This window comes from Arthrobacter sp. FB24 (assembly GCF_000196235.1).
Taxonomy (GTDB): domain Bacteria; phylum Actinomycetota; class Actinomycetes; order Actinomycetales; family Micrococcaceae; genus Arthrobacter.
Window position 1 is genome coordinate 1,523,087 of the sequence record NC_008541.1, and the last position, 21,882, is coordinate 1,544,968.

Sequence of the window (21,882 nt, forward strand, 5' to 3'; positions counted from 1 at the left end):
CTCATACTGAACAGCCCCACACCACTTGCACTCCACAGAGATAGACGCCCCGGTGCCGCGCAGGTAGATGCCATGCACCTTCCACGAGTGGCCCGGGCATTCCCCGGCGGCGCCAGCTGTGTCGTTCCGGTCGTCAAGCGTCACACAATCAGTCTAGGGACCTGTCAATAGACCAAGCGTCGGGCGGTGGCTGGCAGCCTTCGTTGGCCCACCGCTTACCCACCGGAAACGAGGAATCAGGACGATCTGCGATGAACGCGAAAATGCACAGGATTGTATGATTCCAGTGGAATCTAGACCATGACGCCGTCCACCGAACACTGACGAAAACCGGGAATTGCTAATCCTAAGGTCCTCGGTTCAAGTCCGAGTAGCCCTACAAGAAGTTACAGACCCGCCTGCGGAGCCGGGCGCGTATGCCGATTGGCCCCAAACAGGGAGCCGTGGCCGATGTTCAGACATCGGCCACGGCTCTTTTGCGTTTGCTGCCCGGGCCGGCAAGGCCATGTGCCCGCTTGCCCGCCCACCCTGGCTGCGGTATGTTACTCATCAGTAACATAACCCGCCGTGGCGACGCCCGCGTCTTTTGGTCGCTGCTGATCACACGTGAAGGAACACCATGTCCAAAGCTGCAATCGACATCAATAACCTGCCGTACGCCGACGGCGACTTCTTCGCGTTCGAGCAGCTGCTCAGCGGCAAGGAGAGGGACCGGCTCGCCGAGGTCCGGGATTTCCTGGATCGTGAGGTCAAGCCCATCGCGGTTGATTGCTGGAACCGCGCCGAGTTTCCTATGGACCTGATCCCGAAGCTGGCCGAGATCGACCTGGTCAGCCCCGTCCGGCGCCAGGGGTACTCCAACCTCTTTGCCGGCATCCTGCATGCCGAAGCCACGCGTGCGGACGCCTCCATCGCCACCTTCCTTGGCGTCCACGACGGCTTGTTCACGGGCTCCATTGAAGCCCTCGCCTCGCAGGAACAGCAGGAGGCGTGGTTGCCGGACATCTACTCGCTGAAAAGGATCGGCGCTTTCGGCCTGACCGAACCGCTGGGCGGTTCCGACGTTGCCGGCGGCACCCGCACCACGGCCCGCCGAAAGGGTGACAGCTGGATCCTCAACGGTGCCAAGCGCTGGATCGGCAATGCCACTTTCTCCGACTGGGTGGTCATCTACGCCCGTGACGAAGCCGACAACCAGGTCAAGGGCTTCCTGGTTGACACGAAAACCGAGGGTTACAGCGCCACCAAGATTGAAAACAAGATCTCGCTGCGTACCGTCCAGAATGCCGACATCACGCTCGACAATGTCGTGGTGCCGGACTTCTTCAAGCTCGCCAATGCCAACAGTTTCCGGGACACCAACAAGGTCCTGAAGGTGACCCGTCTCGCCGTCGCCTGGCAGGCCGTCGGCCAGCAGCTGGCAGCCTTCGACGTTGCCCGGCGGTACGCCGTCGAACGCAGCCAGTTCGGCAGGCCCATCGCGTCCTTCCAGCTCGTCCAGAACCAGCTCGTCCAGATTCTTGGCAACGCCGTAAGCTCGATGGGCATGATGGTCCGCTTGTCCCAGCTTGAAGACGCCGGCGAGGCGAAGGATGAGCAGTCCGCCCTGGCCAAGGCCTTCACTACGGCCAGGATGCGCGAAAGCGTAGCCATCGGCCGTAGCCTCCTCGGCGGCAACGGCATTGTCACGGACTTCGAGATGGCGAAGATCTTCTCTGATGCCGAGGCGATCTACTCCTATGAAGGCACCCACGAGATCAACACCCTGGTGACGGGGCGGGCTATCACCGGGATTTCGGCCATCGTCTAGCCGGCCTGGATCCTTTGCCGTTGCGGCCCTTCACCCTCAACCCCGTCCACCGACGGGAAGCAGGATGGAGGGCCGCAGGTCTGTCACCAAGGACAGCGGATTGATGTACTCCTCGCCGCGGCGCACGCCCCAGTGCACGCACGGCAGTGACCCGCAATGGCTGGTCACCGCCGTGCCGATGACATCCCCTCGTGACACCGCAGCCCCGGTCGTGAGGCTGCTTTCGACCGGCTCGAAGCTGCTGCGCAGGCCATTGCCGTGATCGATGGTGATCACGGGCCGGTCCACCACGAAGCCCGCGAAGCTGACGGTTCCGGACTCCGGAGCGGTGACCGGGGCGCCGTCGGCCGCTGTCCGCAGGTCCACCCCGCGGTGCCCGCTCATCCACGGCTTGTCCGGGGGATCGAAGGCGCGTACTACTGCCGGCCTGGGCGACAGGGGCCAGGACCAGCTGCCGGGCGCAGTGACCGCACCCGGCGTGCCGACTGCGCCGGAGGCCGGCGCGATGACTGAAACGGAGAGCAGGATGGCGGCCGGGATGGCTCGGACTTTCATCACCTCAGCCTGCAATCCTTGGGCCCGCGGCGGAAGGTGCCGGCAGCGCTATGTGGACAAACGGGCAGGCCGAAAATGGTCCGATCCGGTGGGGCCGCTGTAGTACACTTGACGGAGCAGTTTGCTGTGCCCTCAACGATGCCCGGCCGGCGGTTCATGCCACCTCTTGGTCGCCTGGTCCTTCCGGACGTTCTAGTCAGCACGTCTCATTCAGAGGTGTGGGGGAGCAGTGGCTGACTACGCGTATCCAGCCCTCCCGTTCCGAAGCCCCGGCTTCAGGCTGTGGAGGATTGCGCCTCTTGCGGTCAGGACCGGCAACGGAACTGATGAGAAGTGCAATGGATGCCAGGAGCAACGCCCGCCTGGGCGAAGCTAATCAACCGTCAACTATTGGCAGGGTAAGAGGGCCATGGGCTCTCTCATGAATGACCTGCCGGAAGGAGCGTCGGCATGCCCGTCGTAACTATGCGCCAGCTGCTTGACAGCGGCGTCCACTTTGGACACCAGACCCGTCGTTGGAACCCGAAGATGAAGCGCTTCATCTTCACGGAGCGCAACGGCATCTACATCATTGACCTGCAGCAGTCGCTGTCCTACATCGACCGTGCCTACGAGTTCGTTAAGGCCACCGTTGCACACGGCGGCACCGTTCTCTTCGTCGGCACCAAGAAGCAGGCTCAGGAATCCATCGCTGAGCAGGCCACCCGCGTTGGCCAGCCGTACGTCAACCAGCGTTGGCTCGGCGGTATGCTGACCAACTTCCAGACGGTCTCCAAGCGCATCCAGCGCATGAAGGAACTCGAAGAGATCGACTTCGACGACGTCGCCGGCTCTGCCTACACCAAGAAGGAACTGCTGCTCCTTCGCCGTGAACTCACCAAGCTCGAGACCAACCTCGGCGGTATCCGCAACCTGACCAAGGCACCGTCCGTGCTCTGGATTGTGGACACCAAGAAGGAGCACCTCGCAGTCGACGAGGCCAAGAAGCTGAACATCCCGGTTGTTGCCATCCTGGACACCAACTGCGATCCGGACGAAGTCGACTTCCCGATCCCGGGCAACGACGACGCCATCCGCTCCGTCAACCTGCTGACCCGCGTTGTTGCTGACGCTGTTGCCGAGGGCCTGATCGCCCGTAACCAGCGCGCTACCGGCACCACGGAAGCTCCGGAAGAGCCGCTGGCCGAGTGGGAGCGCGAGCTCCTCGAAGGCAGCAAGTCTGAAGAAGCTGCTGCTCCGGCTGCTGCAGAAGAAGCTCCCGCCGCCGCAGAGGAAGCCCCGGCAGCTGCCGAGGCAACCGAGTCTGCAGCCGGCGAAGCTGACGCTGCCAAGTAGGCAGACAAGTAAATCTGGACCATCCCCGGCACTGTCCGCAGTGCCGGGGGTTTCTGACAGGATGGCCGCTCACTCGGTGAGCTGCCGTCCTGTCAGTCCGTACACCACACAAAATTTCTAGACAGAGGGGTTCACATGGCGAACTACACTGCCGCTGATATCAAGGCTCTGCGTGAGCGCACTGGCGCCGGCATGATGGATGTCAAGAAGGCTCTTGACGAAGCCAACGGTGACGCCGAGAAGGCCATCGAAATCATCCGCATCAAGGGCCTGAAGGGCGCTACCAAGCGTGAAGGCCGCTCCACCGCTGAAGGCCTGGTAGCTGCCAAGGTCGCCGGCGGCGTTGGCGTGATGATCGAAGTTAACTGCGAGACCGACTTCGTGGCCAAGGCTGACAAGTTCATCCAGCTGGCCGACAAGGTCCTGGCCGTCGCAGTCGAGTCCGGTGCAGCCGACATCGAAACCCTGCTGGCCACCGAAGTTGACGGCAAGCCGCTGTCCGAGGTTGTCGTCGAAGAGGGCGCAATCCTGGGCGAAAAGGTTGTTGTCCGCCGTATTTCCCGCCTCGAGGGCGGCACGGTTGACGCCTACCTGCACAAGACCTCCAAGGACCTCCCGGCCCAGGTTGGCGTCCTGTTCGCTGTTGACGGCGAAGGCGAAGCAGCTGCCACCGCAGCACACGACGTCGCCGTCCACATCGCCGCCATGGCTCCGAACTACCTGACCCGCGAAGACGTTCCGGCTGACCTGGTTGAGTCCGAGCGCCGTATCGCCGAGGAGACGGCCAAGGCCGAGGGCAAGCCCGAGGCAGCCATGACCAAGATTGTGGAAGGCCGCGTGACGGGCTTCTACAAGGGTGAGGTGCTGGTTGACCAGGCATTCGCCAAGGATGCCAAGAAGTCTGTGGCGCAGGTCCTCGAAGAGGCTGGCGTCAAGGGCACCGCATTCGCGCGTTTCCGCGTCGGTTCCTAGTTAGGCACGCAAAGGGGTGGTCACTTCGGTGGCCGCCCCTTTTGCATGCAACCGCAGCCTTCCGGGCTGCACATCAGGCCCTGGGAAATGACACCTTTGGCCATCCGGCACGATAACCTAGCTCAGAGCTCATTTACGGGAAGGCACCATGGAAACCGTCAACAATTCTGTCCAGTCAGAGAAGAGCCGGCGTCGCGTCCTCCTGAAACTCTCCGGCGAGGTCTTCGGCGGCGGAAAGCTGGGCGTTGACCCGGACACAGTCCGTGGAGTCGCCAAGCAGATTGCCGCAGCAGTTCCCGACGTCGAGGTTGCGATCGTCGTGGGCGGCGGCAACTTCTTCCGCGGCGCGGAACTCTCCCAGAGCGGCATGGACCGTTCCCGTGCCGACTACATGGGCATGCTGGGGACCGTGATGAACTGCCTCGCGCTCCAGGATTTCCTGGAACAGGCGGGAGTGGAGACCCGCGTTCAGAGCGCCATCACCATGGGCCAGGTCGCTGAGGCGTACATCCCGCGCCGGGCCATCCGCCACATGGAAAAGGGCCGCGTCGTGATCTTCGGCGCAGGAGCCGGACTGCCGTACTTCTCCACTGACACCGTGGCTGCCCAACGGGCACTGGAAGTGCACGCCGACGTCGTACTGATGGCCAAGAGCGGCGTGGATGGCGTCTACACCGCAGACCCGAAGAAGGACCCTGAAGCCGAGAAGCTCGACCACCTCAGCTACGACGAGGCACTGCGGCGCGACATCCGCGTCATGGACCAGACTGCCATGACCATGTGTAAGGACAACAACCTCACCATGGTGGTTTTCGGCATGGAAGGCGAAGGCAACGTGACCCGGGCGATCCGTGGAGAGCAGCTGGGCACCGTGGTCACCCCCTAGCAACGGCTAGGATGATTTGAGGAAGGCCGGCCCGCAGGGCGGGCCGCAAAGACGGAACGAACCGTGCATTTCTCCGGCCAGCCGGAATGCACCAATTTCTGAGGAGAGACCGTGATCGAAGAGACCTTGCTCGAAGCCGGGGACAAGATGGACAAGGCAGTCGAGGTAGCCAAGGAAGACTTCGCGTCAATCCGTACCGGCCGTGCCACTCCGGGACTCTACAACCGGGTGCTGGTGGACTATTACGGTTCGCCCACCCCGCTGCAGCAGCTGGCATCGTTCGCCGTTCCCGACGCCCGCACCATCCTGATCACTCCGTTCGACAAGACGGCCCTGCGTGACATCGAGCGGGCCCTCAGCGATTCCGAGGTGGGCGCCAACCCGTCCAACGACGGTAACGTCATCCGGATCACCATTCCGGAGCTGACCAAGGAACGCCGCAAGGAATACGTCAAGATCGTCAAGGCAAAGGGCGAGGACGCCAAGGTGTCCATCCGGAACATCCGCCGCAAGGCAAAGGAAACCCTGGACAAGCTGGTCAAGGACGGCGAAGCGGGCGAGGACGAGGGAGCGCGCGGCGAGAAGGAACTCGACGCCCTCACCAAGGCACACGTTGATGGCATTGACGATCTGCTCAAGCGCAAGGAAGCCGAGCTGCTCGAGGTCTGATGGATCAGGCACAGCAGGCACCCGGACCCAGGGTCCGGGTCCGGGGGAAGCAACGCTCCAACCCAACACCCAAGGCCGGAAGGAACCTTCCTGCCGCCACGGTGGTGGGCCTCGCGATGCTTTTCGCCGTATTGGGGGGTCTCCTGTTCCTGCCGCTCGGGTTTGTCCTGGTCACCACCACGTTCGCGGTGTTCGGCGTCTGGGAGATCTTCCGGGCGCTGGAGGTGAGCGGCACCCGCCTGCCCATAGTCCCGGTGATGATAGGCACGGTCGGCATGCCGCTGGCTGCTTACTTCGGCGGACTGGAAAGCCTGCTGTTCGCACTGCTGGCCAGCAGCGTGGCGGTGCTCTTATGGCGGACCATCGAGAGCGCCGCCGGGTCCGCCCGGAGCATCTTCGCCGGGGTGTTCACGCTGGCCTGGGTGCCGTTCTTCATCAGCTTCGCGATCCTGCCGCTGCACGGCGTGGGGAGCGTGACGCCGGTGGGCTTCTGGCCCGGAGGCGTGATTCCGCACGGCGCCTGGCAGATCGCCACCATGCTCCTGCTGGTCGTGTCCAACGATACTTTCGGCTATCTGGTGGGAGCGTCCTTCGGAAAGCATCCCATGGCGCCCAAGATCAGTCCGAAGAAATCGTGGGAAGGGTTCGCGGGCTCCATCGGCGGGGCCATCGCCGTGGGTGTCCTGGCATGCCTGTTCCTGCTGGATAAGCCGTGGTGGGTGGGTGTCGTTCTCGCCGTGGGCATGGTGGCGGCGTCAACCATCGGCGATCTCTCCGAATCGATGGTCAAACGTGAACTCGGCATCAAGGACATGAGCAGCATCCTGCCTGGTCATGGCGGCGTCATGGACCGCCTGGACTCAATCGTGTTCGCCTCACCGGCGGCGTTTATCCTGTTCACGGCTGTCTCCGGCGCCTAAAGGCGTCCTGCCCGCAAACAACCCGGCACCTTAGACTGGTGCGGAGCAAAACAGCTGAACAGCACTGAAGGAAGCAAAGTGACAGTGGACATTCAACGGCAGATACCTGCGTCTTTTGACCGCGTGCAGCGGAACGAATACGGCTACAACGCCAAGCAGGTGGACCAGTTCCTCCAGCGCGCACGGGTTTCGTTCGAGAATCCGGGGGCCGCCGCACAGGTCATCAGGAGCGCCGATGTCCGGGCGGTCTGCTTCGATCCGGTCAAAGGCGGCTATGCCGCGGCCGGGGTCGACGCCGCCCTGGACCGACTGGAAGACGCCTTCGCGCGGCGCGAGCGCGATGAGCTCATCGAAGCCCGCGGCGAGGACGCCTGGCTCCGCGAAATCGGCAAGCTGTCCGGTCTCCTGCGGGGGAGACTCCACCGCCCAGACGGCGAACGGTTCCGCCGGCCGGCCGGCGGCCGGGTCCGGAGCTACAACTCCGTGGACGTTGACAACCTGTGCCACGACCTCATCGGCTACCTTGAACACGACCAACCGCTCAGCGTCGACAATGTCCGCCGCGCCGTCTTCCGCCAGGCCAAGGGCAAGGATGGCTACGAGGAAACCCAGGTGGACGCCTTCCTGGACCGTGTCGTCGAGCTCATGGCGGCCATCGACTGATGTTCCCGGCCCTTCGGCGGTTCCCTGGCGTCCGGCAGCTCCCCTAGCGCTCGGCGGTTAACTAGCGCTCGGCGGCTCCCCTAGCGCTCGGCGGCTCCCTGTCGTTCGGTGGCCAGCGGACGTTCCGGCGTGTGCAGCCTGGTCATGACCTTCGTGAGCGTCCTCGGCACCCGGTCCTTCGTGGCACGGGACACCACTAACATCACGGCGAAGGCGGCCGGCACCGTCCAGGCCGCCGGCTGTGCCAGCCACTGCGGCATCGCGGCACCCGATGCGGCCGGACCGGACAAGGCACCAGCAACCAGGGCGCCGCCGCACAGGACCCCGCCGGTCACCATCCCTGCGATGGCTCCGGCATCCGTGAGGCCCCGCCACCAGATTCCCAGCAGCAGCGCGGGACAAATCGTTGAAGCCGTAAACGCGAACACGAGGCCCACGCTGCCGGCCAAGGCCAGGGAGTCCGTCATAAACGCGAAGCCCAGCGGAACTGTGGCCGAGATCAGTGCGGCCAGCCGGAAGCCACGCACGCTTCCGCCCAGTACGTCCTGGCTGATGACGCCCGCCAGGGACACCACCAGCCCCGACGTGGTGGACAGGAAGGCGGCAAATGCCCCCGCCACCACCAGCGCCGAGAGCAGCTCGCCAGCAGGGCCGCCGATCAGCCGGCCCGGCAGGAGCAGGACCAGCGCATCCGACCTGCCGCCCTGCGCTAGGCCCGGGGCGAACATCCGCCCGATCAGCCCGTAGGCAGTGGGAAAGAGATAGAAGACAGACAGCAGTCCCAGCACGATCAGCGTGGTGCGGCGGGCCGTCTGCCCGTCCGGGTTGGTGTAAAACCGCACCAGCACGTGTGGCAGCCCCAGCGTTCCAAAGAGCAGCGCCACGAGCAGTGAGATGTTCTGGTACGGTCCTGTCGGTGCCAGGCCGGTGGGGTTGGTATTGGCTTCGGCCACCGAAGGGACCCCGTTGCCGGCCAGTACCAGGGCTATGAAGACAAGGGGCACCGCCATGGCTGTCAGCTTCAGCCAGTACTGGAACGCCTGTACAAAGGTGATGGAGCGCATGCCACCCGCCACTACGGTCACGCACACCACAACGACCACCGCCACGGACCCCACCCAGGACGGCAGCCCTGTGGTGATGCGGATCGTCAGGGCGGCGCCGTGCAGCTGCGGCACAATGTAAAGCCAGCCCACCACCACAACCACCAGGCTGGTGACCCGGCGGACGGGCCGGGAGTCCAGGCGCACCTCCGTGAAATCCGGAATCGTATAGGCGCCCGAGCGGCGCAGCGGCGCGGCAACGAAGAGCAGCAGCATCAGGTACCCCGCCGTGTAGCCGATGGGAAACCAGAGGGCATCGGTCCCGGAGAGCAGGACCAGTCCTGCCACGCCCAGGAAACTGGCGGCCGAAAGGTACTCGCCGCCAATCGCGGAAGCGTTCCACCAGGGGCGGACCGTCCGGGATGCCACGTAGAAGTCGCCTGTGGTCCGTGAAATCCGCAACCCGTAGAACCCGATGACGGCGGTGGCCACGGAAACCGCCACGAAGGCCGCAATGCCGACCACCGGGTTCACGGCCGCCTCACGCGCCCTCCGCCAGGTCCCGGTAGCGGGCCTCGTTACGGGCGGCCGTCCGGATGTACAGCCACGCGCTGAGTCCGATCACGGGGTAGATCCCGGCCCCGAGGAGGAGCCAGCCAAACGGGATTCCCGCGATCTTCGCTTCCGCCAAACCGGGAACCAGTCCCAGCAGGAGCGGAAAAGCCAGCAGGATCAGCAGGAAGCCCGCCGCCACGACAAGTGCCAGACGCAGCTGGGAACGGATCAGGGACCGGACGAATACCTGGCCCACATCGGACTCTTCGGCGGCTTCGCGCGAATCCCTCACCGGCTTTGCGGCTGACCGCGGGGCCGTCACCCTGACCCGGGTCATGCCTGCGGCCGGATCCGGGTGGTTTCGAGTTTCTCCCGGACAGACGGCAGGTGGCGGCGGCTGATGGGCAGCTCAGCCCCGGCCACGGTGACGGTGGGACGGGCCGCAGCGAGCTTCATGTGGCTGACATGGTTGAGGGCGATGAGGTAGGACCGATGCGTGCGGATGAATCCGGCCTCGGCCCACTGCTGCTCGAGATCGGCCAGGGGCACGCGGATGAGGTAGCTGGCATCGGCCGTGTGGAGCCTGGCGTAATCGCCCTGGGCCTGGACGTACGTGACGTCGTCGCGCCGGATCATCCGGGTGGTGCCGCCGAGGTCCACCGTGATCATTTCCGGTGTCGCGGCTCCGTCCTTCATGAGTTCACTGATGCGGCCCACCGACCTGGCAAGTCGCTCGGCGCGCACTGGCTTCAGCAGGTAGTCCACGGCGGCGAGCTCGAAGGCTTCCAGCGCGCACTCTTCGTCCGCGGTCACGAAGACAACCGCCGGGGGGTTGCTGCTTCGTGAGATGGCCCGCGCGATATCAAGGCCGGACAGAGCTGGCATGTGGATGTCCAGGAACACCGCATCCACGGCCTCGGCGTCGAGCACGCGCAGGGCCTCTGCGCCGGACGATGCCCGATGGATGGTACCGATCCGACCGTCCCGGCCGAGCAGGAAAGCGAGTTCCTCGACGGCGGGCAGCTCGTCGTCAGCGACGAGGACGTTAATCATGGTTCTAGAGTACTGCCGCGGTTCAGGCGTCGTGGCCGGGCTGGGACTTGGGAACACGCATGGTGATCAGGGTCCCCTCCCCGGGTGCCGTTTCGATGACCAGGCCGTTGTCTTCGCCGTAGACCTGGCGGAGCCGGGCATCCACGTTCCGCAGCCCCACGTGGTCACTGTCGCTGTGCCCGGCCAGCATGGACCGCAGCTGTTCGGGATCCATCCCCACGCCGTCGTCCTCTATTGTGACCTCCGCGAAGGCGCCGGAATCGTTCGCCGAAATGGTGATGTGGCCAGGACCCTCCTTGGCCTCCAGGCCGTGCCGGACGGCATTTTCAACCAGGGGCTGCAGGCTGAGGAACGGAATTACGGTGCTCAGCACCTCGGGGGCGATCCGCAGGCTCACCTGGACGCGGTCCCCGAAGCGCGCACGCTCCAGCAACAGGTAGCGGTCGATGCAGCGGAGCTCTTCGGCCAGGGTGGTGAAGTCGCCATGGCGACGGAAGGAGTAGCGGGTGAAGTCGGCGAATTCCACCACCAGCTCCCGGGCCCGCACGGGGTCCGTGTTGATAAAGGACGCGATGGCGTTGAGCGAGTTGTAGATGAAGTGCGGGCTGATCTGGGCGCGGAGGGCACGGACCTCGGCCTCCATCAGGAGGGTCCGGGAAGCGTCGAGTTCGGCGAGTTCAACCTGGGCTGCCACCCAGTCTGCCACTTCGCCGGTGGCACGGACCAGCCCGGCGCCAGCCGACGGCGCGAACGCCGCAATAACGCCCACCACGCGGGCACCGGCCTTGATGGGGGCGATGACGACGGCGCGTTCAATGTCGGTCGTGATCGCGCCGGAAGCCGCATCACCGGCGAGCATCTGCATTTCCCCGGCCGGGATCACTGCCGTGTGGCCGCCGTCGAGCACCTTGGCCGCCAGTCCCATCAGGGATGGCTTCAATTCCTCCGCGGCGCCGTCCCAGGCGAGCACTCCGGAAGTGTCGGTGATGGCCAGGGCATCGCAGCCCAGGATGGTGCGGAGCTGCCTGCTGGCTTTGGCCGCGCCCGCGGGGTTGAGCCCGGTGCGCAGGTGCTGGCCGGCCCTCGAGGCCGCGTGCAGGGTCTTGTACGTGGCGCGTTCGGCATCCGTGCCCAGCTCCCGGAAGGACCGTAGGACTTTGAGGCCGACACCGACGACGACGGCGATCGCCATCGCGATCACGGCGATGGCTGCGGCGGTGAACAGGGGGGAGTCCGGCATGGGCCCAGCGTAACGTGCCCGGCGTAGCCGCGCGGCACCGTTTGGCGCAGCATCGGGACCGCTGAGCGACGCCGGGGCGCGGTTCTCTGGATGTAAGCCGCATCACGGGAGACAGTGATTGCAGTCACATTGGCTGGGACTGTCTGCGGGTGGACGGGGCAGCCGGTGTGGACGGCAAGTCTCAATGAGGAGGAATGATGGGTAACGATGCCCCAACTCCGGACGCAGCGGCGTCCGTGGACTTCAAGCAAGTCCAATCGACGAAGCAGTTCCAGGAACTGCGCAAGCGTCACCGCAGCTTTGTCTTTCCAATGGCCGTTGCGTTCCTGCTCTGGTACTTCGCATACGTCCTCCTGGCCGACTACGCCGTCGGCTTTATGTCCACCAAGGTCTGGGGCAACATCAACATCGGGCTGATCCTGGGCCTGCTGCAGTTTGTTTCCACGTTCGCCATCACCGGCTGGTACGTGAGCTACTCCAACCGGCGGCTCGATCCCATCGCGGCGGAAATCCGCCATGAAATCGAAGGCCACGAGTTCGATAAAGCAGGCAACAAAATCAGCGGGGTAACAAAATGACGCTTATGGTTCCCGCGGTGAACGTTGCGGATCTCAAGGACACCACCCTGCTGAACATGGGCATCTTTGGCCTGTTTGTGGCCATCACCATGGTCATCGTGATCAAGGCAAGCCGCAACAACAAGACGGCGGCGGACTACTACGCCGCCGGACGTTCCTTCACCGGTCCGCAGAACGGCACCGCCATTGCCGGAGACTACCTCTCCGCGGCGTCGTTCCTCGGGATCACCGGCGCCATCGCCGTCAACGGCTACGACGGCTTTATGTACTCCATCGGCTTCCTGGTCGCCTGGCTCGTCGCCCTGCTGCTCGTGGCCGAGTTGCTCCGCAACACCGGCAAGTTCACCATGGCCGATGTGCTCTCCTTCCGGCTCAAGCAGCGCCCGGTGCGCATCGCGGCCGCCATCTCCACCCTGGCGGTCTGCTTCTTCTACCTCCTGGCGCAGATGGCCGGGGCGGGCAGCCTGATCTCCCTGCTCCTCGGCATCAGCGACTGGGGCGGACAGGCCCTGGTGATCATCGTCGTCGGCGCCCTCATGATCATGTACGTACTGATCGGCGGCATGAAGGGCACCACCTGGGTGCAGATCATCAAGGCCATGCTGCTGATTGCCGGCGCCGCCGTGATGACCTTCTGGGTCCTCGCCATCTACGGCTTCAACCTCTCCGACCTGCTGGGCGGAGCGGTGGAAACGTCAGGCAACCCGAACATGCTCAACCCGGGCCTGCAGTACGGCAAGACCGAAACCTCCAAGCTGGACTTCATGTCCCTGGGCCTGGCGCTGGTGCTCGGCACCGCCGCCCTGCCCCACGTGCTGATGCGCTTCTACACTGTTCCCACCGCCAAGGAAGCCCGCAAGTCCGTGGTCTGGTCCATCTGGCTGATCGGCCTGTTCTACCTGTTCACCCTGGTCCTGGGCTACGGTGCCGCGGCACTGGTCGGCGCTGACACCATCAAGGGTGCCCCGGGCGGAGTCAACTCGGCCGCACCGCTGCTGGCGTTCCACCTTGGCGGCCCGCTGCTGCTGGGCTTCATCTCTGCGGTGGCCTTCGCCACCATCCTGGCGGTTGTCGCCGGGCTCACCATCACCGCGGCGGCATCGTTTGCGCACGACATCTACGCCAGCGTGATTGCCAAGGGGAAGGCCGACGCCGACACGGAGGTCAAGGTCGCCCGGCGCACCGTGGTGGTCATCGGCCTCCTGGCTATCGCCGGCGGCATCTTCGCCAACGGCCAGAACGTGGCGTTCCTCGTGGCACTCGCCTTCGCTGTGGCGGCCTCGGCGAACCTGCCCACCATCGTGTACTCGCTTTTCTGGCGGAAGTTCACCACCCAGGGTGCCATCTGGAGCATGTACGGCGGACTTGGCTCAGCGATCATCCTGATCGCACTGTCGCCTGTTGTCTCGGGGGCCAAGACGTCCATGATCCCGGGCGCCAACTTCGCGATCTTCCCGCTCAGCAACCCCGGCATCGTCTCGATCCCGCTCGCATTCTTGCTGGGCTGGCTAGGGTCGGTGCTGGACAAGAAGCTGGAAGACACCACCAAGCAGGCCGAAATGGAAGTCCGCTCCCTGACCGGCGTGGGCGCAGAGAAGGCAGTCGACCACTGACAACCTGCTCTGTCGGGGCATAGCTGACACAAACAACAGGAGCTCCCGTGAATTACGGGAGCTCCTGTTGTGTGTCTTGCTGTCCGGGGATCAGGCCTTCGGACGGAGTTTGATGTTGATCATCTTCATGTCCTTATTGCCGTCGAAGCGGTAGGCCAGATCCACTTCCTTGCTGCCGCAGCTGATGACGCCGGCGACGTCGGCAGCGTTGTTGCCGTTCTCGGTGCTCACCTTGAAGTCGTTGTACGTCGGCTTGCAGGTTTCGTCCAGTTCAAGGCTTTGGACGCCGGCGGCGAATTCCTCCTTGGAGAGCTTCTGCTGCAGGGCGGGGTCGAGGAAGTCGTCATAGGCGGTGTCGGTGTCCCCGGAGATGACCAGCTGGGTGAAATCCTCCGCCAGGCCCTTGGCTTTGGCGGTTGCGCCGCCCACCAGGTTGACCAGCAGCACCACGCCCACCACGGCGAGGAGCACGACTCCGCCGACTATGCCCAGAATGATCCACAGTTTCTTTCGGTCTCTGGCAGGTGGCTGCTGGCCCGGAACACCGTAAGGTCCGGGGGCTGCAGGAGCGCCGTACGGCGCGCTTCCGTACTGTGGATGCCCGAGCTGCCGGTTTCCGTCGCCGGGAGCCGCGGATGGTGGCGGCCCGTACGGCGGCTGACCGTGCTGCGTTTGCCCGTACTGCGGTTCCCCGTAATGGGGGACCGGCGGCGGTCCCGGAACTCCCAGCTCGGGTGACCCGTAGTGCGGAGCGGGTGCCTGCTGGCCTGAAGGCTCGTGCGCCGGGAGCGGCGGCTGTCCAGGGACCCCTGGTTGAGAGGCCCCGCGCGGCGGGACCGCAGGAGGCTGCCGCCGGCGCCGCCCGCCGTCGCCCGGTTCGGCCGGCTGGGACGGTTCCTGAGGATTGCTCAAGATCAAGCCTTTCCGGCAGCCGGCCTGGCCAGTGCCTGATTGCACGGGCCGTTCACGGCCGCGATTCGTTCGTCTCTACCCAGCCTATAACCCCGGCGTCCCCTCAACCGGAAGCGAACCCTCAGCCTTCGGCGGGGCCGCGCTCGAGCAGCGGCTGGATCCGGAACGGGATCAGCTCTCCCATGGCCAGCGCCGTATCCGTCCGGTCCACTCCCTCACAGGCCAGAATCTTGCCGTTAATGCGGAAGAGGTCTTCGGCGTCCAGCGCCACTACCCGCAGCAGGAGGTCCGCGGAGCCGGTCAGTCCGTAACCTTCCAGGATTTCCGGGATGCCGGCCAGGTCCACTGCCAGCTGGCCCAGTTTCTGCTGCTGCACGTGGACAGAGATGAAGGCCATCAGCGGATATCCCAGTGCCGCCGGATTGATCCGCCGCTCAAAGGACAGGAAGACGTGCTTTTTCTCCAGCTGGGCCATCCGGGCCTGCACTGTGTTGCGGGAGAGCCCGAGCTTCTGCGCCAGGGCAACCACCGTCCGTTTCGGGTCCTTCGCGAGGGCGGAAAGGAGCCGGGTGTCAGTGCCATCCAAAGCTTGCATAATGCGCAAGGCTAGCACGGGAGCTGGGCCTGAGACAGGGCATAATGCTCAGTTTTTTGGACAGTGGTTGTACCCAATGAGCATTGTGAGTATGGTCACAATTATCCGGGGCAACGGCGCCCGGGCGGCTGGCGTGCACGGGGATCACGAGTTCCTTGAGCGCCGGTGACACGACGTATGAAGGTTGCGTGCAACTGTGTTTACAGACGAGTTGGGTCAGGGCGGCAACGCCGCCGGTGGCCCGGACAACAGTGCAGGACATCACGGCGGGGCGGGCGAAGACCTGGTTCAACTGATCACTCCCGGCGGTGAGCGCGTCAGCCATCCGCAGTACGACGCGTGGGTCCGGGATGTCAGTGATGAGCAGCTGGGTTCCCTGTATGAGGACATGGTGGTCATCCGGCGGATCGACACCGAAGCCACGGCGCTCCAGCGCCAGGGCGAGCTCGGTCTTTGGCCGCCGCTGCTGGGCCAGGAGGCCTCCCAGATAGGGTCGGCGAGGTCGCTCCGGGACGATGACTTCGTGTTTTCCAGCTACCGCGAGAACGGCGTCGCCTACTGCCGCGGCGTGGACCTGGCCGACATCCTCAAGGTGTGGCGGGGGAATGCGTCGGCAGGCTGGGACCCGTACACCATCAACATGGCCACGCCGCAGATCATCATCGGAGCCCAGACGCTCCATGCGACCGGCTACGCCATGGGCATCCAGAATGACGGCGCCGACTCCGTGGCCATCACCTACTTCGGCGACGGCGCCACGAGCGAAGGCGACGTCAATGAGGCGATGGTCTTCGCCGCCAGCTTCCAGTCACCGGTGATCTTCTTCTGCCAGAACAACCACTGGGCCATTTCCGAGCCGGTCCGCCTGCAGTCCCACATCAGGATCGCCGACCGCGCGGCAGGATTCGGGATTCCCGGCATAAGGGTGGACGGAAATGACGTCCTGGCGGTGATGGCGGCCACGCGTGAGGCCCTCGAACGGGCCCGCCACGGCGGCGGGCCCACGTTCATCGAAGCAGTCACCTACCGGATGGGCCCGCATACCACTGCAGACGACCCCACACGGTACCGGGATGCCAACGAACTGGAAGACTGGGCGGCCAAGGATCCGATTGCCCGGGTCAGGGGCCTACTGGAACGCAAGGGCCTGCTGACGGACGAGCTTGAGGGCAGGGTGGCTGCCAAAGCGGACGCCGTGGCCCGGGACATGCGGGCCGGTTGCATCAACATGCCGGACCCGCAGCCGCTGGACATCTTCAAACACGTCTACAGCACCCCCAACTCCTGGCTGGACCGCCAGGAGGACCACTACTCCCGTTACCTGGCGTCCTTCGGCGATCCCGCAGCCGCCAACTCAGAAGAAGGTGCTCGCTGATGACGCAGATGACCTTTGCCCGGGCAATCAACTCCGGCCTCCGCAAATCCCTTGAAAACGACCCCAAGGTCATCCTGATGGGGGAGGACATCGGCACGCTCGGCGGCGTCTTCCGCGTGACCGACGGCCTGCAAAAGGACTTCGGCAAGCACCGCGTGGTGGACACCCCGCTCGCCGAGTCAGGCATCATGGGCACTGCCGTCGGCCTGGCCTACCGCGGCTACCGGCCGGTGGTGGAAATCCAGTTCGACGGGTTCATCTATCCGGCCTTCGACCAGATCGTGTCCCAGGTGGCCAAGCTCCACTACCGCACCCAGGGCGCCGTCAAGATGCCCATCACGGTACGCGTCCCCTTCGGCGGCGGCATCGGTTCCCCGGAGCACCATTCAGAGTCTCCTGAGGCGTACTTCACCCACACGTCCGGACTGCGGGTGGTCAGCGTGTCCAACCCGCAGGATGCCCATACCGTGATCCAGCAGGCGATTGCCTCGGACGATCCGGTACTGTACTTCGAACCCAAACGCCGCTACCACGACAAAGGCGAGGTGGATGAGTCGATCGATCCAGCCACCGCCCTGTCCATGGAAAAGGCCCGGGTGGTCACCGAGGGCAAGGACGTGACTCTCGTCGCCTACGGTCCGCTGGTCAAAACCGCCAAGGACGCCGCCCTGGCTGCCGCGGATGAAGGCGTCTCCGTCGAGGTCATCGACCTGCGCTCGCTGGCCCCGGTGGACTTCGCAACCCTGGAGGCCTCGGTGCGCAAGACAGGACGGCTGGTGATCACGCACGAGGCCGGCCAGTCGGGCGGGCTCGGTGCCGAGGTGGCGGCGAGCATCACCGAACGCTGCTTCTATCACCTGGAAGCGGCCCCCGTCCGGATCACCGGTTTCGACGTCCCGTACCCCTATTCGAAGCTTGAGATGCACCACCTGCCGGGCCTGGACAGAATCCTGGACGGTGTGGACCGTGCCCTGGGCCGTCCCAACTCCCTCAGCGGGCTGGAAGGATGAACGCCGCCATGATCAAGGAATTCAGGCTCCCGGACCTTGGCGAAGGGCTCACGGAATCGGAAATCCTCAGCTGGAAAGTTGCTGTTGGCGACACCGTGGCCCTGAACCAGGTCATTGCGGAAGTGGAAACGGCCAAGGCCGTCGTCGAACTGCCGTCGCCGTTCGCCGGTGTGATCACCGCCCTGCATGAGCAGCCGGGAACCGTGGTGGAGGTCGGCAAGCCGATCGTTTCCTTCGAGGTTGAAGGCGACGACGGCGGTCCTTCCGCAGCAAGTCCGGCCCCGGCAGAGGCCGCCAAGCGGGAGCCCAATCTGGTGGGCTACGGCGCTGTCGTCGAAGGTTCAGGGCGGCCGGCCCGGCGTGCCCGCACGTTCGCTGCCCCGGTCGCCCGGGTGGTTGAGCCTGTCGAAACCCGTGCCCCGGTCGCCCGGGTGGTTGAGCCTGTCGAAACCCGTGCCCCGGCGGCCAGTGCGGCCCCTGCAGCCGCCGCCGAGCGTCCGCGGTCCACACCGCCCGTACGGAAGCTGGCCAAGGACCTTGGCGTTGAGCTCACGGCGGTGACCGGTACCGGCGCCGGCGGCCTGATCACCCGCGACGATGTGCGCAACTTCGTCGGCGGGGGAGACCTTCCCGCTGCTGCCCGGGCCCTGGCCGGAGCGGAGGCCGCGGGCGGCGCAGCAAGCGGCGCGCCGGGTGAACGCGAAACCCGCACGCCCATCAAGGGTGTCCGCAAGCTGACGGCGGCCGCCATGGTGTCCAGTGCGTTCACCGCGCCGCACGCCACGGAATTCCTGACCATCGACGTCACGCCCACCATGGAACTGCTGTCCCGGCTCAAGGCCAGCCGCACTTTTGAGGGTTTCAAGCTGACGCCGCTGACTCTCGTGGCCAAGGCGTTGCTTATCGCCCTCCGCCGCCAGCCGTCGCTGAACTCGCGGTGGGACGAAGCCAACCAGGAGATCGTGCAGTACAACTATGTGAACCTGGGCATTGCCGCGGCAACTCCCCGCGGACTGACCGTGCCGAACATCAAGGACGCCCACAGCATGTCCCTAACGGAGTTGTCCACGGCGCTGACCGCCCTGACCGAGACTGCCCGCGCCGGCAAGACCAGCCCGGCCGAGCTCACCGGCGGCACCATCTCCATCACGAACATCGGAGTGTTCGGCATCGATGCCGGCACCCCGATCCTCAACCCCGGCGAGGCTGCCATCCTCGCCATGGGTGCTGTGCGGAAGATGCCCTGGGAGTACAGGGACGAGGTGGCACTACGCCAGGTCATGACCCTCAGCCTCTCCTTCGACCACCGCCTGGTCGACGGCGAGCAGGGATCACGCTTCCTGGCAGACATCGGTGCGGTCCTCGCTGACCCCGGAATGGTGCTGGCGATGGTCTGACCAGCGGACCTCGACAAGCTGACGCCAACGAAGCTGCCGGCCGCCACTTCCGAAAGGAATTGGCGGCCGGCAGCTTTCTTGGGTTGCGCCCTCCTCGGGCCGCGGCGTTCCTGCGTTGCCGCCCGCGGGCGCGGGGGCGGCCGTCGTGGGGCACTTTGAGGTCAATTTACGACGGCGGCGCCACAGTTTTGGGCGTGTCCGTGTCTAAGTGCCCCGGCTAGGCCGCGAGCCGGGTCGCCGAGGGAACGGGCAGCCGGCAGTTGTGCGTCTACTCGCCGGGTACGGGGCTGGCCGTCACCAGGAGGGCGGCGAGCGCCATGCTCTCCAGCAGCGGCCGGGCCGACTTGGCCGCGACCCTCCGGCCGTGGCTGCGGACCGAATGCGGGGTGGAGTTGATGAGGCCGAAAGCGGCATGTGCGCGCATCCGGAGCTCGGCGGTATCCGTGCCGGCGTGCAGCGCCTGCAGCACCTCCACCCAAAGCTCCACATAGTTCCGTTGCAGGGTCCGGACCGCAGCCTGGTCGTCGTCGGACAGGTTGCTGAAATCGCGGTCCTGGACCCGGATGACGTCGGGATTGCTCAGGGCGAAATCCACGTGGAACTGAACCAGGCGGGCCAGCGCTGCGGCGGGATCGCCGGCGTCGGCCACCACCCGGCGGCCGCCGTCCAGCAGTTCCTGGCTCACGCTGAGCAGCAGCGCACCCAAAACGGCCTGCTTGCCGGCGAAGTGGCGGTAAACGGCGGGTCCGCTGACTCCGGCTGCGGCACCAAGGTCCTCCAGTGAAACGCGGTTGAAGCCGTTGAGGGCAAAAAGGGTGGCGGCCGAGGACAGCAGCGCCTGCCGCCGGCTCTCTTTGGCCTGGCTGCGCTGTGTTGTCTGGACGGGCAGTGTTGTCTGGGCCCGTTGCCCCGCCGGGCTGCCGGCGTCGCGCTCGATGATCGGCACATTTCCTCCTTGGAACTGCAAATCCTAGCAATGCAAACGCGTGTTGGACATCACAGTTAATAGAGACTAACCTAAATCTCAGTTATGCGGTACTAACCGAATCGCTCAGGATGGCCTCGCCGGGCGTCCGGGAACGGAAGCAGTCAATGGAGACAATCGCCAGCCAGGTGGACGCGTCAAGCGACGCCTTCGCCGCGAACCGCGAGGCCCAGCTGGGGTTGGCCCGCGAGCTGAAGGAGCGCCTCGCCGCGGCCGCCCTGGGCGGCCCGGAGAAGTCCCGTGAACGCCACGTGGCGCGGGGCAAGCTTCTGCCCCGCGAACGCATCGACCGGCTGCTCGACGACGGCAGTCCCTTCCTCGAGATCGCACCGCTGGCGGCCAACGGCATGTACAACGACGACTCACCCGGAGCCGGCGTCATCGCCGGGATCGGCCTCGTCCACGGGCGCCAGGTGCTGGTCATCTCCAACGATGCCACCGTCAAGGGCGGCACGTACTACCCCATGACGGTGAAGAAGCACCTCCGGGCGCAGGAAATCGCGATGGAGAACCGGCTGCCCTGCATCTACCTCGTGGATTCGGGCGGGGCCTTCCTGCCGAAGCAGGACGAGGTCTTTCCGGACAAGGAGCACTTCGGCCGGATCTTCTTCAACCAGGCGAAGATGTCCGCTGCAGGGATCCCGCAGATCGCTTCAGTCATGGGCTCGTGCACCGCCGGCGGCGCCTACGTCCCGGCGATGAGCGATGAGACCGTGATCGTCCGCAATCAGGGCACCATCTTCCTGGGCGGCCCGCCGCTGGTGAAGGCAGCCATCGGCGAGATCGTCACGGCGGAGGAGCTCGGCGGCGGCGAGGTGCACTCGAAGATCTCAGGTGTCACCGACCACCTGGCCGAGAACGATGAGCATGCGCTCCAGATTGTCCGGGACATCGTCTCCACCCTGCCCCGGCCGGCCCTCCCCGCCTGGGACGTGGACATCGCCGTCGAACCCGTCGCTGACCCGGACGAGCTCTACGGCGTCGTCCCCACCGACGTCAACGCGCAGTACGACGTCCGCGAAGTCGTCGCACGGCTGGTGGACGGCAGCCGCTTCCACGAATTCAAGAAGAACTACGGCACCACCCTCGTCACCGGCTTCGCGAAGCTGCACGGCCACCCGGTGGGCATCGTGGCCAACAACGGTGTGCTGTTCAGCGAGTCCTCCCTCAAGGGCGCCCACTTCATCGAGCTGTGCGACCAGCGCGGCATCCCGCTGATCTTCCTGCAGAACCTCTCCGGATTCATGGTCGGCAAGGACTATGAGCAGGGCGGCATCGCCAAGAACGGCGCCAAGATGGTCACCGCCGTCGCCACCGCCCGCGTGCCCAAGCTGACAGTGGTGATCGGCGGCTCTTTCGGCGCCGGCAACTACTCCATGTGCGGGCGGGCATACTCGCCACGGTTCCTGTGGATGTGGCCGGCGTCCCGGATCTCGGTGATGGGCGGCAACCAGGCGTCCAGCGTGCTCGCCACAGTGAAGCGCGACCAGTACGAGGCGCGCGGCGAGGAATGGTCCGCCGCGGATGAGGAAGCGTTCAAGGCCCCGATCAAGCAGCAGTACGAGGACCAGGGCAGCCCCTACTACTCCACGGCGCGCCTGTGGGATGACGGCGTGATCGACCCCGCGGACACCCGCACCGTCCTGGGACTGGCGCTTGACGTCGTCTCCCGCACCCCGCTGCCGGAGACCTCCTTCGGCCTTTTCCGGATGTGAC

General features: G+C 65.3%; 21 protein-coding genes. 13 read left to right on the forward strand and 8 right to left on the reverse strand.

Features of this window, described 5'->3' with window-relative positions:
- Window positions 1-619: 619 nt before the first annotated feature.
- Window positions 620-1,810: an acyl-CoA dehydrogenase family protein gene (locus ARTH_RS06935; protein ID WP_011691226.1), complete on the forward strand. Its 1,191-nt coding sequence runs from the start codon at window positions 620-622 to the stop codon at window positions 1,808-1,810.
- Window positions 1,811-1,846: 36 nt separating this feature from the next.
- On the opposite strand, the gene ARTH_RS06940 is transcribed toward ARTH_RS06935, so the two are convergent.
- On the reverse strand, window positions 1,847-2,365 hold the full coding sequence (locus ARTH_RS06940; RefSeq protein WP_043429587.1) for a murein hydrolase activator EnvC family protein: 519 nt from the start codon (window positions 2,363-2,365) through the stop codon (window positions 1,847-1,849).
- Window positions 2,366-2,815: 450 nt separating this feature from the next.
- Here ARTH_RS06940 and rpsB point away from each other — a divergent pair, with 450 nt between their 5' ends.
- The 6 genes from rpsB (at window position 2,816) to ARTH_RS06970 (ending at window position 7,810) form a co-directional block, all read left to right on the forward strand.
- Window positions 2,816-3,700 (forward strand): 30S ribosomal protein S2, encoded by an 885-nt coding sequence (gene rpsB / locus ARTH_RS06945; protein WP_011691228.1) that lies wholly within the window; start codon window positions 2,816-2,818, stop codon window positions 3,698-3,700.
- A 135-nt stretch (window positions 3,701-3,835) separates the two neighbouring features.
- Window positions 3,836-4,672 carry a translation elongation factor Ts gene (gene tsf, locus ARTH_RS06950; RefSeq protein ID WP_011691229.1) on the forward strand — a complete coding sequence of 279 codons (837 nt, stop codon included), beginning with the start codon at window positions 3,836-3,838 and terminating at the stop codon, window positions 4,670-4,672.
- A 148-nt stretch (window positions 4,673-4,820) separates the two neighbouring features.
- The gene (pyrH, locus tag ARTH_RS06955) at window positions 4,821-5,558 is read left to right on the forward strand and encodes a UMP kinase (RefSeq protein ID WP_011691230.1); all 738 of its coding nucleotides are present in this window, start codon (window positions 4,821-4,823) and stop codon (window positions 5,556-5,558) included.
- A 111-nt stretch (window positions 5,559-5,669) separates the two neighbouring features.
- Window positions 5,670-6,227 carry a ribosome recycling factor gene (frr, locus tag ARTH_RS06960; RefSeq protein WP_011691231.1) on the forward strand — a complete coding sequence of 186 codons (558 nt, stop codon included), beginning with the start codon at window positions 5,670-5,672 and terminating at the stop codon, window positions 6,225-6,227.
- Complete coding sequence (locus ARTH_RS06965; protein ID WP_011691232.1) at window positions 6,227-7,147, forward strand: phosphatidate cytidylyltransferase; 921 nt, start codon at window positions 6,227-6,229, stop codon at window positions 7,145-7,147. Before frr ends, ARTH_RS06965 begins: the two co-directional genes overlap by 1 nt.
- Before the next feature lie 78 nt (window positions 7,148-7,225).
- On the forward strand, window positions 7,226-7,810 hold the full coding sequence (locus ARTH_RS06970) for a DivIVA domain-containing protein (protein ID WP_011691233.1): 585 nt from the start codon (window positions 7,226-7,228) through the stop codon (window positions 7,808-7,810).
- 80 nt (window positions 7,811-7,890) lie between these two features.
- On the opposite strand, the gene ARTH_RS06975 is transcribed toward ARTH_RS06970, so the two are convergent.
- From ARTH_RS06975 to ARTH_RS06990, 4 genes are read right to left on the reverse strand one after another with little or no spacing between them, the layout of a single operon-like run.
- Entirely contained in the window at window positions 7,891-9,387 is a 1,497-nt protein-coding gene (locus ARTH_RS06975) for a sodium/solute symporter (protein ID WP_011691234.1), read from the reverse strand.
- Window positions 9,388-9,394: 7 nt separating this feature from the next.
- Window positions 9,395-9,745, reverse strand: coding sequence for a DUF485 domain-containing protein (locus ARTH_RS06980; protein WP_043429589.1), 351 nt, complete (start codon window positions 9,743-9,745; stop codon window positions 9,395-9,397).
- Window positions 9,742-10,461: a LytR/AlgR family response regulator transcription factor gene (locus ARTH_RS06985; RefSeq protein WP_011691236.1), complete on the reverse strand. Its 720-nt coding sequence runs from the start codon at window positions 10,459-10,461 to the stop codon at window positions 9,742-9,744. The genes ARTH_RS06980 and ARTH_RS06985 overlap by 4 nt, the downstream gene beginning before the upstream one ends.
- A gap of 22 nt (window positions 10,462-10,483) precedes the next feature.
- Window positions 10,484-11,701, reverse strand: a complete 1,218-nt coding sequence (locus ARTH_RS06990; protein ID WP_011691237.1) for a sensor histidine kinase — start codon at window positions 11,699-11,701, stop codon at window positions 10,484-10,486.
- Between the two features lie 197 nt (window positions 11,702-11,898).
- Here ARTH_RS06990 and ARTH_RS06995 point away from each other — a divergent pair, with 197 nt between their 5' ends.
- Both ARTH_RS06995 and ARTH_RS07000 read left to right on the forward strand, forming a co-directional pair.
- Window positions 11,899-12,279 (forward strand): DUF485 domain-containing protein, encoded by a 381-nt coding sequence (locus ARTH_RS06995; protein ID WP_011691238.1) that lies wholly within the window; start codon window positions 11,899-11,901, stop codon window positions 12,277-12,279.
- Window positions 12,276-13,892, forward strand: a complete 1,617-nt coding sequence (locus ARTH_RS07000) for a solute symporter family protein (protein ID WP_011691239.1) — start codon at window positions 12,276-12,278, stop codon at window positions 13,890-13,892. Before ARTH_RS06995 ends, ARTH_RS07000 begins: the two co-directional genes overlap by 4 nt.
- 90 nt (window positions 13,893-13,982) lie before the next feature.
- On the opposite strand, the gene ARTH_RS07005 is transcribed toward ARTH_RS07000, so the two are convergent.
- Complete coding sequence (locus tag ARTH_RS07005) at window positions 13,983-14,363, reverse strand: hypothetical protein (protein WP_232223602.1); 381 nt, start codon at window positions 14,361-14,363, stop codon at window positions 13,983-13,985.
- A 562-nt stretch (window positions 14,364-14,925) separates the two neighbouring features.
- A complete protein-coding gene (locus ARTH_RS07010; protein ID WP_011691241.1) occupies window positions 14,926-15,399 on the reverse strand; it encodes an Lrp/AsnC family transcriptional regulator in 474 nt (157 codons plus the stop codon).
- Window positions 15,400-15,595: 196 nt separating this feature from the next.
- Here ARTH_RS07010 and pdhA point away from each other — a divergent pair, with 196 nt between their 5' ends.
- From pdhA to ARTH_RS07025, 3 genes are read left to right on the forward strand one after another with little or no spacing between them, the layout of a single operon-like run.
- Entirely contained in the window at window positions 15,596-16,774 is a 1,179-nt protein-coding gene (pdhA, locus tag ARTH_RS07015) for a pyruvate dehydrogenase (acetyl-transferring) E1 component subunit alpha (RefSeq protein ID WP_011691242.1), read from the forward strand.
- Window positions 16,774-17,784 (forward strand): alpha-ketoacid dehydrogenase subunit beta, encoded by a 1,011-nt coding sequence (locus tag ARTH_RS07020; protein WP_011691243.1) that lies wholly within the window; start codon window positions 16,774-16,776, stop codon window positions 17,782-17,784. Before pdhA ends, ARTH_RS07020 begins: the two co-directional genes overlap by 1 nt.
- Window positions 17,785-17,792: 8 nt before the next feature.
- Window positions 17,793-19,181, forward strand: a complete 1,389-nt coding sequence (locus ARTH_RS07025; protein ID WP_011691244.1) for a dihydrolipoamide acetyltransferase family protein — start codon at window positions 17,793-17,795, stop codon at window positions 19,179-19,181.
- 268 nt (window positions 19,182-19,449) lie between these two features.
- Here ARTH_RS07025 and ARTH_RS07030 read toward each other — a convergent pair whose 3' ends face one another.
- The gene (locus ARTH_RS07030; RefSeq protein WP_374068730.1) at window positions 19,450-20,118 is read right to left on the reverse strand and encodes an SACE_7040 family transcriptional regulator; all 669 of its coding nucleotides are present in this window, start codon (window positions 20,116-20,118) and stop codon (window positions 19,450-19,452) included.
- Window positions 20,119-20,273: 155 nt separating this feature from the next.
- Here ARTH_RS07030 and ARTH_RS07035 point away from each other — a divergent pair, with 155 nt between their 5' ends.
- Window positions 20,274-21,881, forward strand: coding sequence for a carboxyl transferase domain-containing protein (locus ARTH_RS07035; protein WP_043429594.1), 1,608 nt, complete (start codon window positions 20,274-20,276; stop codon window positions 21,879-21,881).
- The last annotated feature ends 1 nt before the right edge of the window (window position 21,882 follow it).

Bases quoted from the DNA above. Each gene is read 5' to 3' on its own strand.
- ARTH_RS06995 (WP_011691238.1), top strand. From the start codon at position 11,899: ATGGGTAACGATGCCCCAACTCCGGACGCAGCGGCGTCCGTGGACTTC.
- pyrH (WP_011691230.1), top strand. From the start codon at position 4,821: ATGGAAACCGTCAACAATTCTGTCCAGTCAGAGAAGAGCCGGCGTCGC.
- ARTH_RS06940 (WP_043429587.1), bottom strand. From the start codon at position 2,365: ATGAAAGTCCGAGCCATCCCGGCCGCCATCCTGCTCTCCGTTTCAGTC.
- ARTH_RS06980 (WP_043429589.1), bottom strand. From the start codon at position 9,745: ATGACCCGGGTCAGGGTGACGGCCCCGCGGTCAGCCGCAAAGCCGGTG.
- ARTH_RS07020 (WP_011691243.1), top strand. From the start codon at position 16,774: ATGACGCAGATGACCTTTGCCCGGGCAATCAACTCCGGCCTCCGCAAA.
- ARTH_RS07000 (WP_011691239.1), top strand. From the start codon at position 12,276: ATGACGCTTATGGTTCCCGCGGTGAACGTTGCGGATCTCAAGGACACC.
- ARTH_RS06985 (WP_011691236.1), bottom strand. From the start codon at position 10,461: ATGATTAACGTCCTCGTCGCTGACGACGAGCTGCCCGCCGTCGAGGAA.
- tsf (WP_011691229.1), top strand. From the start codon at position 3,836: ATGGCGAACTACACTGCCGCTGATATCAAGGCTCTGCGTGAGCGCACT.
- rpsB (WP_011691228.1), top strand. From the start codon at position 2,816: ATGCCCGTCGTAACTATGCGCCAGCTGCTTGACAGCGGCGTCCACTTT.
- ARTH_RS07025 (WP_011691244.1), top strand. From the start codon at position 17,793: ATGATCAAGGAATTCAGGCTCCCGGACCTTGGCGAAGGGCTCACGGAA.
- ARTH_RS06965 (WP_011691232.1), top strand. From the start codon at position 6,227: ATGGATCAGGCACAGCAGGCACCCGGACCCAGGGTCCGGGTCCGGGGG.
- ARTH_RS06935 (WP_011691226.1), top strand. From the start codon at position 620: ATGTCCAAAGCTGCAATCGACATCAATAACCTGCCGTACGCCGACGGC.
- ARTH_RS06990 (WP_011691237.1), bottom strand. From the start codon at position 11,701: ATGCCGGACTCCCCCCTGTTCACCGCCGCAGCCATCGCCGTGATCGCG.
- ARTH_RS07010 (WP_011691241.1), bottom strand. From the start codon at position 15,399: ATGCAAGCTTTGGATGGCACTGACACCCGGCTCCTTTCCGCCCTCGCG.
- ARTH_RS07035 (WP_043429594.1), top strand. From the start codon at position 20,274: ATGGAGACAATCGCCAGCCAGGTGGACGCGTCAAGCGACGCCTTCGCC.